This is a genomic window from Chryseobacterium sp. Marseille-Q3244, from assembly GCF_940807095.1.
Classification (GTDB): Bacteria; Bacteroidota; Bacteroidia; order Flavobacteriales; family Weeksellaceae; genus Chryseobacterium.
The window spans coordinates 1-14,072 of sequence record NZ_CALNWX010000015.1 but is presented as its reverse complement, the minus strand read 5'-3'; the positions used below and the strand labels follow the sequence as shown (position 1 = coordinate 14,072).

Here is a 14,072-nt window from a genome sequence, read left to right as displayed (position 1 = left end):
ATTCATAAAACTACATAGATACATAGGTTTTAAGAATTTTAAATTAATTTATTCGTGCATTCGTGGCTATTAAAAGTAACCTCACTCAATCATCTTCGTAATCAGCAAAATCTGCGTGAGAATATCTTTCCGATTCAATGTATAAAACGTGAAATCCTTGCGATATACCGCACAATAAAAAGCCCGGACTGTAAAAAACAGCCCAGGCTTTATCAAGATTAAAAATAAGTTTAAAAAGAATACCCCACAGAAACCATTACATTTCTTGGAGCTCCCGGAAAGGCTCGTGTATAATCAAACCCGCCAAGGAAATAATATGTATCGAAAATATTGTTGACATTCACTGCCATTTTCATTTTTCCGATATGATAATATACGGCTGCATTTACAGTGGTGTAAGACGGCCATTCTCCCCAAAGGGCAGTTCCATTGCTGTCTTTTCCAATGCTGTTATCCATACGTCTGGTGTCTACATAATACACCCCGGCTCCGAAACCAAGCCCTTTTAAGGCAGAGGTTGAGAAAACATATTTCAACCACATGCTGGCCATGTTTTTAGGAGCTCCCGGCAAGGCTTGTCCTACTTCAGAGGCAATGGAGGAAGATTTTACTTCTGTATCATTATAAGTATAATTCGCCATGATCTGAAACTCCTTTGTCAGCTGTCCACGGATATCCAATTCCACTCCTTTAGATATGGCTTCTCCTGATTGTCTGTAGACAGGAAATCCTGTTGTACTGATTTCACCTGTTGCAATCAGCATATTTTTGCGCTCAATCTGGAAAAGAGATAAGTCCATTTGTAATTGGTTCTTAAAAAATCCGGTTTTAAGACCTGTTTCCACCTGGAAGCTATGTTCAGCGGTGAATGGTTTATCAGCACCATAATCCTGATAGTTCTGGATAAAGTTGGCCCCAACAGGAGCAAATCCCTGTGAATAACTTGCAAAATAATTGATCTGATCATTGATCTGGTATGTTAATCCAATACGAGGCAACCAAGCATTTTGAGTAGCACTAAAACGGTCTTTACCACTTACAGTTTCAGAATAATAATGCTCATGACGCAGTCCGACAATAAGTTTTAATCTGTCTGCAAATGAAATCTGATCCTGTACATAGATTCCGGTTGTTTTATAAGGACTTAAAAAGGGATAATTTCCCTGAGATAACCATACGTAATTACTCAGATCATGAGTGGTATAAGTCGGATTATTAAGATCAAATGTCAGAGGAACTATTTTTCCATCTATTCTTTGTTGCCTTGCCTCTCTTTGCTGATTATTGCTGTCTCCTTCATATTGGGCATAATCTACTCCTGTTACGATATGATTTTCGATTTTATGACCGGTAAGATCCCATTTCAGATACACTACAGAGTTATCCGTATAATCTTTTCCATGACGGTCAAAAAAACGCATATTCATGATCGTATTATTGGGAGCGTCCGCATAGCTGTTCAGGGTACGGTGCTCATTCACATCTTCCTGATAGATAGACTTCATATAGCTTGCATTCAATGAGAGGTTGTGCGTAAGACGCTGGCTTAGTCTTGCACTGAATGACAACGTTTTGGTATTATAAAAATCCGATGGCTGACTTAAAGTAAAGGAACGGTCCAGGGCATAAAAATCATTGTTTCTCAAACCCATTCCGCGGTCAAGATATCCATGAAACTGGTCATATACCAGATCAATATCTACCTGAGTTCCGTCAAATGGTTTAAAAGTAAAGGAAGGAGCAATCATAAAGTTTTTCTGCTGATTGACATTTCGAAAGGTTTTGCTGTCTTCATACCCTGCATTCAGACGGTACAGGATTTTCTTTTCTTTATCCAATGGCCCTGTCAAATCAATGCTGGTACGGATAGTCTGAAAACTCCCAACGGAGAAATTGATAGAACCTTTTTGCTTATCCAACGGCTTTTTAGTCACCATATTAATCGTTCCTCCGGGAGTCACATCTCCGAATAATGAGGCGCCAGGGCCTTTTAAAACAGAAACACTTTCCAGATTGATAGTTAAGGGAGAACGATAGTAACTGTTTCCGTAACTATATCCTGATCGGAGTCCATTCACAAGTCGGATTCCGGTTTCGTAGCCGCTTTTAAAACCACGAATGATAAGATCATCATAAGAAGAGGCTGTGGTTACCCCGGCCAAATCCTGAGCCACATCGCGGGTAGTATAGGCTTGTTTGTCTTCCATAAACTCACTGCTGACAATAGAAACGGATTGTGGAAGGTCTTTTAAATTCCCCGAAAATTTTCCACCCAATTCCAAATTATTGGTAAGGTAAGAATTGTTTCTTCTGGCAGTAATTAAAACCTCCTGAAGAGCCGTTTGATTTTCTACCAGGCGAATGGTAATTCCGTTTTTATCATCATAAGAAAGGGAATCTAATGTGATATTGGATCCGGAATACCCTTGGGCATCAATCATTAATTGAGCGGGATATTGAACCGGAGTTTCAAACTGAAATTTACCGTCTTTACTCGTTGTGGTCATGGTTCCCTGGTTGATGGAAACCGTGGCATTAGAAATTATTTTCCCTCCCTGATTCAGGATTTTTCCAAAAATAGGATGGGTTTCCTGTGCCGATAGGGCAAAAGGAAGTAAGAGCATTATACCATTGATGTATAATACTTTTTTAGTGATGTGCTTCATTGTATCTTTCTACGCTGTTGTAGTATTTATTATTCTGCGGTAATCATTAATTCCATGTGAAGAGTTGGGTAGGTACCTTCATAACATGATTTTAGAAGTTTAAAATCCTGTTTGAGCCAATAATCATACGCTCCCTGCAGAAAAGGATGGGTATGCAGGTATAATCGTTTTATATTTTTCTGTTGTGCAGTTTTAATCAGTTCCTGAAACAGTTGGGTAGCAATTCCTGCTCTTCGGTACTCCGGGTTGACGAATAATCTAGCCACTTCTACGGTTGTTTTTTCATCAATGTCCAGATGAGGAAAACGATAATCATAGGGCATCATACCAATAACACCTATCAGTTTTCCGGTTGCGGTTCGGGCTTGTAAAAAAGCTCCGGTAGGAGAGAGTAAATAATTCTGTTCAAAATTGACAAGATCTTTAGGGACGATCAAGGGATCTAATAAAGGGTACAATTGACGTCTGAATTCCATGACATAAGGAAGAACTTCAAATACCTGGTAATCCTGTACCAACGAAATCGTTATTTCTTCATGATTTTTCATATATTTTATTTTAGTTGTGGGGCAAACATGGGAGTTCCCTGATTATTCAGGGCAAGTAAAGGAACCTGATATGTCTCTTCAAGAAGCCGTTTCAATTCATCTGTTTCCAATGACTTAACAGCTACCAGTTCATGATGGCGCATGACAAAAAAATCATCGCCAAACTGAAAAGCAAGATTAGGATCATGCATTACACATAAAACGGTAGTTCCTTCACGGACTAACTGACGAATAACTTCTAATACAGCTACCTGATAATGAAGATCCAGATGGTTGGTAGGTTCATCCAGCATCAAAATATCCGGCTTCTGAACCAATACCCGGCATAACAGTACCAATTGGCGCTCGCCGCCGGAAAGAGAAGTATAAGGTTTATCTTTTAAGTGGGTTAAATTAAATTTTTGAAGAATGGCTTCTACTTCCTGATGGTCCGATTGTTTGGGTGAAAACCTGGAAAAAGAAGCTCTACCTGTTAAGACCACATCAAACACTTTAAATGGAAATGTAGTCTGATGAAATTGGGTTAAAAACCCTATGCGAACTGGAGTAGATGTCCCTATTTTTATTTTTCGGCGTTCCTTATCGGCAATCCATACGCTTCCTTTGTAATTTTTTTCTAACCCGGCAATAATCTTAAACAAAGTAGATTTACCACTTCCGTTTCTTCCTAAAATAACCGACAGTTTTCCTTTTGCAAATTTTGCATTAACATTATTCAGCACCTGATCTTTTCCATAATCAAAAGAAAGCTGTTCTATACTAATCATAGTGTTCATGAGTTCCAGTTTATTACATTTTTACGCATTAAATAGATGAAAATAGGCGCTCCGATAATCATGGTAAATACTCCGATCGGAATTTCAAAAGGCATTACAGTACGTGAGAAATCATCGATCAATAATAAAAATGCACCACCAATACTAATATTAGCCCAAACGGTAATGCTGTTGTTCGGGCCAAAAATCATTCTGCTGATATGAGGAACGATTAATCCGAACAGGCTGATGACTCCAACAGCGGCAACAGATGATGCTGTAATCATCGTGGCTACTGCCATCAGAATCAGTTTCAGAACTGTAGGATTGACTCCAACAGCCATGGCTTCATGATCTCCCAAGGCTAAAAGGTTGAGTTTCCATCGAAGTACAACAATTATGGTTAAACCAATAAGAATTGGGAATACAGCAGTATGAACTTTCTGCCATGAAGCAGTATGCAGATTCCCCATGGTCCATTGTACAATAGCCTGTAATTTATAAGGATCACTCAGATATTGTAAGACGGTAAGAAATGCTGTAAATACTCCCGATACGATCATTCCGGCTAGAACCATACTGACAATGGATGTTTTGGCCCCGGCATACGAAACCAGATAAGTGATAACCACTGCCACAACTCCGAAGATAAAAGCAGAAATATTAACCGCCATTATGGGAAATAACATGGCTAATGCAGCTCCAAATGCGGAACCAGATGAAATTCCCAATGTAAATGGGTCAACGATAGGATTTCTGAAAACAGCCTGCAAAACTCCTCCGGAAGAAGCCAGAGAAGCACCTACGAGAAAAGTAAGGATGATGCGCGGTAGACGAACCTGCCATAAAATCGTATGCAGACTTCCCTGCAAAACGGCTTCATCTTTGGAAATCCCAAACTCCAGGGCGATATGATGAAACAGTTCTCCCATTCCAATATTCTGGCTGGAACCTATAACCAGTGAAACAAACACCAAAAGTATAGGAAGCAGGATGAGTAAGGAAGATGTTTTAATGCTTTTTATCATCAGATCAATCCTTTTTTGCCATAGATTATCTCGAAAGCTTTTTTTACATCCTGATCCAGCTGTTCCTGTGTATATTCAGGCATACACCAATGGCGAAGCTGTTTGGCAAACAACATGAACTTCACCGTATGCGGGTCGTACGGAAACGATGGAGACATTACAAATACCTGCTTATTTTTAACGGCAGGAAGTGCTTCCAATTCCTTAAGGCTGTAAACATCCGATAACTTTGAATTCCACAGAATGATAAGATCAGGATTCCACTTATACATGGTTTCAGCACTGATATTGGGGGCTTCTACCGGAACAGGACAGGCATTCTGAGCTCCGGAAAGGGTAATGGCCATATCAATCAGGCTTCCTTTTCCTGAAGTAGACATGATACGTCCTTTTGACCATGCATAGTAGATCTTTTTAGGAGAAGTGGCTTGCGATGCTCTCATTTTTTTTACTTCATCAGCAACATATCCTGTAATTTCCTCAGCTCGTTTCTGTTTTCCAAGCAGTTTCCCAACATTTTTTAATTCATCAAGAATCTTTTCATCATTTAAAGAAGAAAAAGTAAATACCGGAATTCCAAGGTTTTCAATTTGATTGATATTATCCTCATCTGTATTGAAGGTGAGCACCAAATCAGGCTTCAATCCTACAATACTTTCTGCATTACTGGATTGGCCACCAAAAGTAGGTGTGGCAATGCTTTTATTTTTAATACGGTCATCAAGCTTGGAAAGGAAGCTGTAAGTATCTTCCATTTCGTAGATCTGTTGGGGTATTCCTACAATTTTTTCGCCTGCCTGAAGCATATAAACATCATCCACCAATGCATTGTATAAAACAACAACGCGCATCGCTTCATGAGGAAGAGTGATCTTTTTACCTCTGCTGTCTGTTGCAGATACTTCTGTATTTGCTGAGGTTTCTGTATTATTTGAATTTTTGGAATTATTACAGCTTTGCAATACGAGTATGAGTGTTGAAAATACTGTAATAAATAGACTTTTAATTTTCATAGATTCTATTTTTTGCCAGGTAACGTAAGGATTGATGGGATAAAAGCTGAGCATCCATCAGTTCAATACGTTTACCATATCTTAAAGAAAGTTGCTCATACAGACGGCCATCATAAGGAACAGCGAACTTTTTATGGGAGATTAGAAATACCGGCAGATGCTGATTTCCGATAAAATAACAGAAGTCTGCTGCTTCACCATCATTTTCAGTGGAAAAGCATATGGTAAGGCAGGTTTTGATGACAATGGTTGCCATCAGCTGCCCGTCGTTGTATAATCTGTCTCCCTGCCGCCATTCTTTTCTATTTTTTAATCTTAGTTCTAAAACCACCCCGGATTTGGTGATCCGGGTTAGTTTTTGCTTTTTGTTTTCAAACCATTCGAGTTCCAGAACGTCAGAGCATTGATGGTTCAGATCAATTCCTGTTTTTATTTCATCAATTACGATTGGTTGTACTGTATTCATATTAAGCTTCTTTAGCGCTTTCTTTTTTCAGTTTTACTTTTTCCTTCAGCCAGTTGCACCATTCTTCAATTCCGTCACCGTTGAGTGTACTGATCGTTATGACTTCAAGATTAGGGTTTACTTCATGGGCATCTTTTGTTACCGCTTCTACAGAGAATGGAACATAAGGAAGCAAGTCTGCTTTAGAAACAAGCATCAGTTCACTGGTTAAGAACATACGGGGATACTTTTTAGGTTTATCATCGCCTTCAGTAGAAGCCAGAAGAGTGACACGATAATCTTCTCCAAGGTCAAATGCTGATGGGCAAAGAAGATTTCCTACGTTTTCGATGAATAATAAATCAACACCTTCTAAATCGATGTGATCCAGTGCCTGCAAAATCATCTGAGCCTCAATGTGACACATGCCACCCGTTACAATCTGTAAGGCATTGATTCCTACCTCACGCATTCTGATCGCATCACGCTCTGTTTCCGGGTCGCCTACAAGAATTGAAATATTAAGATCCTGCGCCAGTCTTTTTCCGGTTTCCTGCATTAATGTTGTTTTCCCGGATCCCGGAGAGGAACATACATTGATAACGCAGACATCTTTCAGACGGTCTCTGATGGCTTTGGCTACAAAATCATTAGCCTTTAATAAATGAAGAGTGGTATTATCACATTGAACCGATCCTACGCGGTTTCCTAGACTTTTTGGATTAGCTGTTGACATATTAATGATTTTTTTGTTTAAAAATTACTTTTGAAATAAAGAGTTCGTTTCCCTGAACAATATGAGCAGAGGGAGTTCCGCAGTCGTCGCACACAAATTTGTGGTACCTGACCGGAAAATCTTTGTGGCACCGGTCACAGTGAGCTATAATATCGTTGACGCGCACTTCAAGTTCCATTTCCTGGTAGTACGGATGGTCGGTAATGAATGCATCAAACGCATTCTGAATCAGGACAGGCTGCACATTGGATAATAGTCCTGCCGTTACCTGAATCTGTTGGATATCTTCTACTTTAGCATGATAATGCTCTTGCAAAGTGTCAAAGATATCCTTCACTATACTCAATTCATGCATAGCTTATATTTTTATAGGTGAAACTGATTACCTGAATTTTTCGGATAACCTTAATAAGAATAATAGATGTGAAACCCAATATTGGCGGGTGTTTAAATGTAGATTAAAGCATGAAGCTTATATTCTGATCTTTAGATTATGAAATAAAAGATATTTGGGAAGGTGATAATGATGTGCCCATTCTGTTTCAGAACTCATTATCGTAGTAGAGTTTAAGGGAGATCCCCATGAAAACATTTCTTTTTCAAAAAGGATAAAAGGCAGATCAAAAAAAGTTTTGTCAACATCAAAATCATTTTCAACAATCGATGCGATGAATAAAAGATCATGCTGCTGAACGGAATTAGATACTTTAAAACTTATTTGATTCTCTGAAGAATGAACAGAAATATTACTTTTTTTGTGGTGAGCGAATCCCAGTAGTAATGTAAAAAACAGGACAAGCATAAAAGTAATTGATATGTAAAGAGACTTCTTCATTGAGTATAGCAAATTTACATCATTTTAGCGCCTGCATTCTTACCAAAAACCTTTTAAAAATGTTCAAAATCAGGACGGAATAGACTTCTTTATAGAATACTTGTTTTATGCTTTTTTTATGTATTTTAATTATTATGTTTTTGTAAATCAATATATTAGTTGGATGTTGCTTGGCTTTTAAGGTTTAATGAGAATGTTGAAAAAAATGACTTTTTGATTTTGAATATAAAAAAGTAGTAATTTTGAGTAAAGCACCTGTATGATGGGCTAATTTTAATTTAAAAATGATCACAAAATGAATATATTCAACTATCAGTTTATCCTGTTTTTTATATTGATTTCCATCGTTGTACCTGCTCAGAAAAAGAAAAATAAAGAGGCTTCACCACCGCCTAAAAAAGTGGAGTATATGCATCCTGAACCTAAAGCAAAAGAAGCGGCTCTCAATGCTGAAATGGAGGGTAACACAGCATTCAGATGGAAGAATGAGCCCGAAATATTAACCACTTTCACTCCTGATGACCTTGTGGAAAAGATCTATGATTTCAGTGGAATGTATGCTGTACGTATTATGTCTCATTATCCATTGGAGACCGTAAGCTATAAAAAACCGGATAAAGGAGATGATCGTGTTGTTCTTCTAGGATATACTGTAAGATATGAAGATTACGATACCATTGAACTAAAAGGAAGTAAAATGACAATTTCTGATAAAAAAGATCCTAAAAAGGAAAAAATAATCCTTGAGGTGATAAAAAAAGGAAATAAAATTATTAAGATCAAGGAAGTAAAGACAGGAAGAGTATTTAGTAAATCGGAATATTCTCCCTCTCCATCCATATAAAGTTTCACCATATTTTCTATGTGCTTCTATTTTTTTTACCGTAAAAGCACATAGATTTTGACCTGGATGAAAGTTATTTATTAATTTTATACAGGCCGGCTTTTATGATTGTTTATTGAAGATATAGACAGAACCATTTTACTATTGGAAAAGAAGTTTTATAATTCACATTTATAATTCACAAAGGTAATTATATACAATTTTACACTAATGCGGTTATCTTATTACTATGGCTCTGTCATTGTGAATACAGACTGGAGGTCTGCGAACGTAGTTCAGAAGTGAAATGAAGAATCTAAGCGATATTATGAGATTCTTCCTTTGTCAGAAATCGAAGATTCGACGTAGTCAATGACAGTGATGTATAATATAGTCACTTTCACAAATATTTGGTTTTTATTAGTTTACGCTTTCGAAAAATAGTCTTCTTCAAGAATAGCATATTCGTAATTATCACTCCATCCGCTTTTTAAGGGGAGTAGTTTTCTGCGATGTGCCTCTCTTATCATACCACACTTTTCCATGACTTTATAGGAAGCAATATTGTCAACAGCACAACCGGCTTCAATCCTATGCAGTTTTAAATCTTCAAAACCAAATTGAATGATTCTTTCTAACGCTTCCGTTCCATATCCTTTTCCCCAGACTTCAGGGCTAAGCTTATACCATGTTTCTGCATTTTTGTAATGAAGCTTAATAAGATCAATACCGATAATGCCTGCAAAAGTTTGGTCAATGGCCGTTTCTATTAAAAAAGTAAACTTTTTCCGGTCTTCACCATATTTTGCTTCTGATTGCCATGTGTTTATCAATTTTTGGGTTTCTTTTTCGTCATCGGCGTAAGAAGTAGGATTAAATGCTGTACTTTCTGGTTTTAAAAGCATTTCATGCACACTTGAAACATCACTTTCTTTGAATGGACGCAGGGTTAACTGTTTTGATTTTAATATTAGGTCGCTCATTGAATAATGCATTTTTTATCGAATATAAAAATAGTCAGAATTCAGGGGATCAGAAAATGTTCTAAAAAATAAATAAAACTAGATAGATTACGGTTTCCCATACATCAAGGCTCATGATTTTGCCTATTATTGTACCCTAATCTCTAATTAACCATGGAAATCGTATTAATTATTATTTTGCTTCTGTTAGTGTTTTATGCATTTGGAAAATCTGGAACATTAAAAAAAGAATCTCTTAAAAAAGATACTAAGATTGCAAACCTGAACCGTGAAAATAGTCAATTAAAGACTGATGTATTAAAATTACAGACAGATAAAGGTGTTTTAAGCAAAAAAAATGCAGAGTTATTACAACACAATGATGCTTTAAGAAAATATCAGGATATCATTGATGTTAAATTAGAGTGTGAATATCTATTGCAAAAAGCACAGAGAGATGGTTTGAAGATAAAGGCAAGGGCAGAACTGGAACTTTCTGATGCACAGGGACAGGCACGAGAAATGCGTAGAAATGTAAAGGAACTCACAGATAAAAGATCGAGGGAAATTGAATTACTGTATGAAAATGCTGTAAATGAGGCTAAGCGTATTGTTGATAATGCAGAAATAAGGGCCGAATCAATTGGCGGTGACGCGTACCGAAGCTTAAGAGAAGCCGATCAGATTGCAGAGAGGGTTAAAGCCATGAAAAATGTCATCAAAGGCTATGGAAATGAATATTTAATACCAACCTATACTTTACTGGATGAGCTGGCTGAAGATTTTGGACATAAAGAAGCTGGAGAAAATTTGAAGAAACTGCGTCAGAATAATAAGCTTATGATTGTAAGCAGACAAGCTGGAATTTGTGATTATATGGATGAATCAAGAAGGAACACAGCTATTGATTTTGTTATTGATGCTTATAACGGAAAAGCAGACTCTATTTTATCTTCCGTAAAAAAAGACAATTTTGGAACATTGAAACAAAAGATGGATGATGCTTTCCAATTGGTTAATTTTAACGGGCAGGCCTTTAGATATGCAAGAATCTCAGAGGTATATCACAGCGCTAGAGTTGAAGAATTAAAATGGGCAGTTGTTGCTCAGGAACTGAAGTGGCAGGAGCAGGAAGAGCAAAGACAAATTCGGGAACAGATCCGTGAAGAGGAGAGAGCCCGTAAGGAATATGAAAAAGCTATTAAAGAAGCTGAAAAAGAAGAATTGACTTTAAAAAGATTGATTGAAAAAGCAGAATCTCAGGTCGCAAGAGCAAATGAAGAGCAAAAGCTGCAATTTCAACAGAAATTGGAAGAGCTACAGCAGAAGCTTACTCAGGCAGAAGAAAAAAATCAAAGAGCTATATCCATGGCTCAACAGACCAGAACAGGAAATGTGTATATTATTTCCAATATTGGGTCATTTGGAGAAGATGTTTATAAAATTGGTATGACAAGACGTCTGGAACCTTTAGACCGTGTCCGGGAATTAGGAGATGCCAGTGTTCCATTTGAATTTGATGTTCACGCGATGATCTATTGTGATGATGCACCGGCATTGGAAAAACAATTGCACCGGAAGTTCTTGAAAAGGCAGCTTAATAAAATAAATCCAAGAAAAGAGTTTTTTAAATTAAATATCCATGAGGTAAGAAGTTATCTGGAATCTATGGGGATTAGCTGTAAATGGACCCTATCTGCGGAAGCCAAACAATATCGTGAAACTTTGAAGCTTGAAGAAGAAATGAAAACGAATAAACAACTTGAGGCTGAATGGGAACAATATCAGGAAATTGAAGATCCTGTTACGTATGATGAAGTAATGAGTGAGGAATAAGATTCTTTTTTCAATACACCAGAGAAGATTGTGAATGTCATCTATAAAGTCTTTAAACATATGGTTTAAAGACTTTTTCTGTAATAAAATAATCTAATACAGCCAAAATACAATCATTTATCAGTCTTTTTCGCGAAAATAGACAGCCTTTTCAGCGTTGTTGGGTATTAAAGTCTCTATATTTGGATACTGTAATGCATTGTAAGTGTTTTATAATGCCAATGAAAAAGATAATAATATGCAAGAAGAAAAAATTGACTTTTTACACCACAATGAGTCAGCGCCTGGGACAAACAGGCATTGGAACAGAATGAATGGTCTCAGGCAGTAAGTTCAGAATTAATTAATGAGGCAAAGGAAGGGAAATGGGAAGTACATCTTACCCCAAAACCTTTAAATAAAGCCTGGTTGGGAGATATAAAAGGAAAGAAAATTTTGTGTCTGGCATCTGCAGGTGGACAGCAGGCTCCGGTGCTGGCTGCTGTGGGAGCAGAGGTTGTTGTGTTTGATATTTCGGAAGAGCAGCTGAGACAGGATGACAAGGTAGCAGAACGCGACGGATTATCCCTGAAAACGGTTCAGGGAGATATGAGAGACCTCAGTGCTTTTGAAAATGAATCTTTTGATATCGTTTTTCATCCCATCTCCAATCATTATGTGGAAGACGTAAATCCTGTCTGGAAAGAAGCTTACAGAATCTTAAAAAAGGGTGGTTCTTTATTGTCCAGTTTTTTCAATCCGGTTGTTTTTGTAGCGGACCGTAATCCACAGGATATGGCAGAAGGAATCATCAGACCTAAATATACTTTGCCTTATGCAGATATCAGAGACCTGAATCAAGAGCAGATTGCCAGAAAAATGGAGAATCAGGAAGCACTGGTTTTTGGACATTCTCTTTCTGATCTGATTGGTGGCCAATTAAAGGCCGGCTTTGTGATTGCCGATTTTACAGAAGAAATGCAGCCCCATCCAAGATTTTTAATTGATAAATACCTGCCGACCTTTATAGCAACAAAAGCGGTAAAACTAAATTAGATGTAATCATAAAAACTGTAACTTTTTAAATTAAAGTTTTTCATCATTACTGATATCACAGTTGAAGACGTAATCATTCCCTTCCACCGGAAGGGTGCTAAATCGTAGAATTGATGGAGGGTTTCTTATCTGTTCAATTTATATTTTCACTGAAAATTCACAGAATTATCCCTATTTTAGACAGCTAAAAATAGATAGCCTTGTACTTTGCAATGGATAAATCATCGATCAATAATTATTTTCATTCCCTGTTCAGTATTAAAGATGAAGTGGTTGAGAAAATTACAGAAACCTTCAAACCGTTTGAGCTGAAAGCTAATGATATTGTGTTGGGTCAGAATACCATCAGCACTAAAACCTATTTTCTGGAAAAAGGTTACGTTCGTTCTTATCTGCTGAATGAAGATAATGAAGAAATTACCACAAATATTTATGCTGCCCCTTGTTTTGTGAATGATTTTTTATCCTTTTTCAGGCAGCAGCCCACCAAAGAGATCTATCAGGCTGTTACAGACTGTATGTTATGGGAAACCGGTTTGGAGAATGTACAGTATAATTTCCATAATATTCCTGAATTCCGGGAATTCAGCAGGCTGCTTTTTGTCCTGAACTATCACAACATTCACGACAGACTGATTGAGATGGCGAGCCAGAAGGCTTCTACCCGGTATTCTAATCTGATGAAGAAAGATCCCAATATTTTTCAACATGTTCCGCTTAAAGTAATTGCTTCCTATCTTGGAATTAAGGACAGCTCATTAAGCAGAATCAGAAGAGATATTCATAAATAAAGAGGGAAGCTGGAGGCTGGAAGGTATTGCAGACGAATAATTTCTGATATTTTTTACTTAATTAAGCACTTATGAAATCTACAGCATGCAATTTTATCGGAGATAAAATCCTTGCACCTTAAAAAATTCTCCGCATCCAAAATCTCTTGCACCTTCGCGATTTCCAACAAACCTACCCCTATAACAAGAGAAAATCTGTAAAAATAGAATGAATTTTGTTTTGGAATCTCCATAGCTTCCTACCTCCGGCTCCCAGCTTCCATCCCGTCAAAACCCCATTATTTCCTCAAAATCCACCATTTCTTTTCATTTGTCAAGTGATAGATTAAAATTTGTCATTCATCTTTGCTAAAAATAATTTCATGAACAAAAAACATATTGTAGTTGTAGGATTAGGAGGCGTAGGGGGATACTTTGGTTTTAAAATCAATCAGATTAACGAAACTTCCGGGAAATATACTGTTTCTTTTGTGGCTTTGAAACTGATTCACCTTCTCTGTGCAAAGGTTCAAATAAAAAGATAAAAAAAGGGTTCAACTTTAAGTTAAACCCTTTTATATTTATTAAAACTTTAATGACCTTTACAATATGGTCTTTAG

At 37.1% G+C, this 14,072-nt stretch carries 15 protein-coding genes; 5 read left to right on the top strand and 10 right to left on the bottom strand.

The window, feature by feature from the left end; all coding sequences use genetic code 11:
• Nucleotides 1–230: 230 nt before the first annotated feature.
• The 9 genes from NBX25_RS19930 to NBX25_RS19890 form a co-directional block, all read right to left on the bottom strand.
• Nucleotides 231–2,666 carry a TonB-dependent receptor gene (locus NBX25_RS19930; RefSeq protein ID WP_250255150.1) on the bottom strand — a complete coding sequence of 812 codons (2,436 nt, stop codon included), beginning with the start codon at nt 2,664–2,666 and terminating at the stop codon, nt 231–233.
• Nucleotides 2,667–2,695: 29 nt separating this feature from the next.
• On the bottom strand, nt 2,696–3,214 hold the full coding sequence (locus NBX25_RS19925; protein ID WP_123860325.1) for a GNAT family N-acetyltransferase: 519 nt from the start codon (nt 3,212–3,214) through the stop codon (nt 2,696–2,698).
• 5 nt (nt 3,215–3,219) lie between these two features.
• Entirely contained in the window at nt 3,220–3,990 is a 771-nt protein-coding gene (locus tag NBX25_RS19920) for an ABC transporter ATP-binding protein (protein WP_123908075.1), read from the bottom strand.
• Complete coding sequence (locus NBX25_RS19915; protein ID WP_250255149.1) at nt 3,987–4,997, bottom strand: FecCD family ABC transporter permease; 1,011 nt, start codon at nt 4,995–4,997, stop codon at nt 3,987–3,989. The genes NBX25_RS19920 and NBX25_RS19915 overlap by 4 nt, the downstream gene beginning before the upstream one ends.
• Complete coding sequence (locus NBX25_RS19910; protein ID WP_250255148.1) at nt 4,997–6,010, bottom strand: ABC transporter substrate-binding protein; 1,014 nt, start codon at nt 6,008–6,010, stop codon at nt 4,997–4,999. Before NBX25_RS19910 ends, NBX25_RS19915 begins: the two co-directional genes overlap by 1 nt.
• Complete coding sequence (locus NBX25_RS19905) at nt 6,000–6,476, bottom strand: urease accessory protein UreE (protein WP_250255147.1); 477 nt, start codon at nt 6,474–6,476, stop codon at nt 6,000–6,002. Before NBX25_RS19905 ends, NBX25_RS19910 begins: the two co-directional genes overlap by 11 nt.
• Before the next feature lies 1 nt (nt 6,477).
• Entirely contained in the window at nt 6,478–7,191 is a 714-nt protein-coding gene (gene hypB / locus NBX25_RS19900; protein ID WP_250255146.1) for a hydrogenase nickel incorporation protein HypB, read from the bottom strand.
• A gap of 1 nt (nt 7,192) precedes the next feature.
• Nucleotides 7,193–7,546, bottom strand: coding sequence for a hydrogenase maturation nickel metallochaperone HypA/HybF (locus NBX25_RS19895; protein ID WP_250255145.1), 354 nt, complete (start codon nt 7,544–7,546; stop codon nt 7,193–7,195).
• Nucleotides 7,547–7,663: 117 nt separating this feature from the next.
• On the bottom strand, nt 7,664–8,026 hold the full coding sequence (locus tag NBX25_RS19890; RefSeq protein ID WP_250255144.1) for a hypothetical protein: 363 nt from the start codon (nt 8,024–8,026) through the stop codon (nt 7,664–7,666).
• Nucleotides 8,027–8,321: 295 nt separating this feature from the next.
• On the opposite strand from NBX25_RS19890, the gene NBX25_RS19885 reads away from it, so the two are divergent.
• Nucleotides 8,322–8,870, top strand: a complete 549-nt coding sequence (locus tag NBX25_RS19885) for a hypothetical protein (RefSeq protein ID WP_250255143.1) — start codon at nt 8,322–8,324, stop codon at nt 8,868–8,870.
• A 404-nt stretch (nt 8,871–9,274) separates the two neighbouring features.
• Here NBX25_RS19885 and NBX25_RS19880 read toward each other — a convergent pair whose 3' ends face one another.
• Nucleotides 9,275–9,832 carry a GNAT family N-acetyltransferase gene (locus NBX25_RS19880; protein ID WP_123908067.1) on the bottom strand — a complete coding sequence of 186 codons (558 nt, stop codon included), beginning with the start codon at nt 9,830–9,832 and terminating at the stop codon, nt 9,275–9,277.
• A 153-nt stretch (nt 9,833–9,985) separates the two neighbouring features.
• Between NBX25_RS19880 and NBX25_RS19875 the strand changes: the two genes are divergently transcribed.
• The 4 genes from NBX25_RS19875 to NBX25_RS19860 all read left to right on the top strand — a co-directional run bounded on the left by NBX25_RS19875 (nt 9,986) and on the right by NBX25_RS19860 (nt 13,997).
• The gene (locus NBX25_RS19875) at nt 9,986–11,647 is read left to right on the top strand and encodes a GIY-YIG nuclease family protein (protein ID WP_250255142.1); all 1,662 of its coding nucleotides are present in this window, start codon (nt 9,986–9,988) and stop codon (nt 11,645–11,647) included.
• Nucleotides 11,648–11,947: 300 nt separating this feature from the next.
• Nucleotides 11,948–12,682 (top strand): class I SAM-dependent methyltransferase, encoded by a 735-nt coding sequence (locus NBX25_RS19870; protein ID WP_250255141.1) that lies wholly within the window; start codon nt 11,948–11,950, stop codon nt 12,680–12,682.
• A gap of 212 nt (nt 12,683–12,894) precedes the next feature.
• Nucleotides 12,895–13,473 carry a Crp/Fnr family transcriptional regulator gene (locus tag NBX25_RS19865; protein WP_250255140.1) on the top strand — a complete coding sequence of 193 codons (579 nt, stop codon included), beginning with the start codon at nt 12,895–12,897 and terminating at the stop codon, nt 13,471–13,473.
• Nucleotides 13,474–13,835: 362 nt separating this feature from the next.
• The gene (locus NBX25_RS19860) at nt 13,836–13,997 is read left to right on the top strand and encodes a hypothetical protein (protein WP_250255139.1); all 162 of its coding nucleotides are present in this window, start codon (nt 13,836–13,838) and stop codon (nt 13,995–13,997) included.
• The last annotated feature ends 75 nt before the right edge of the window (nt 13,998–14,072 follow it).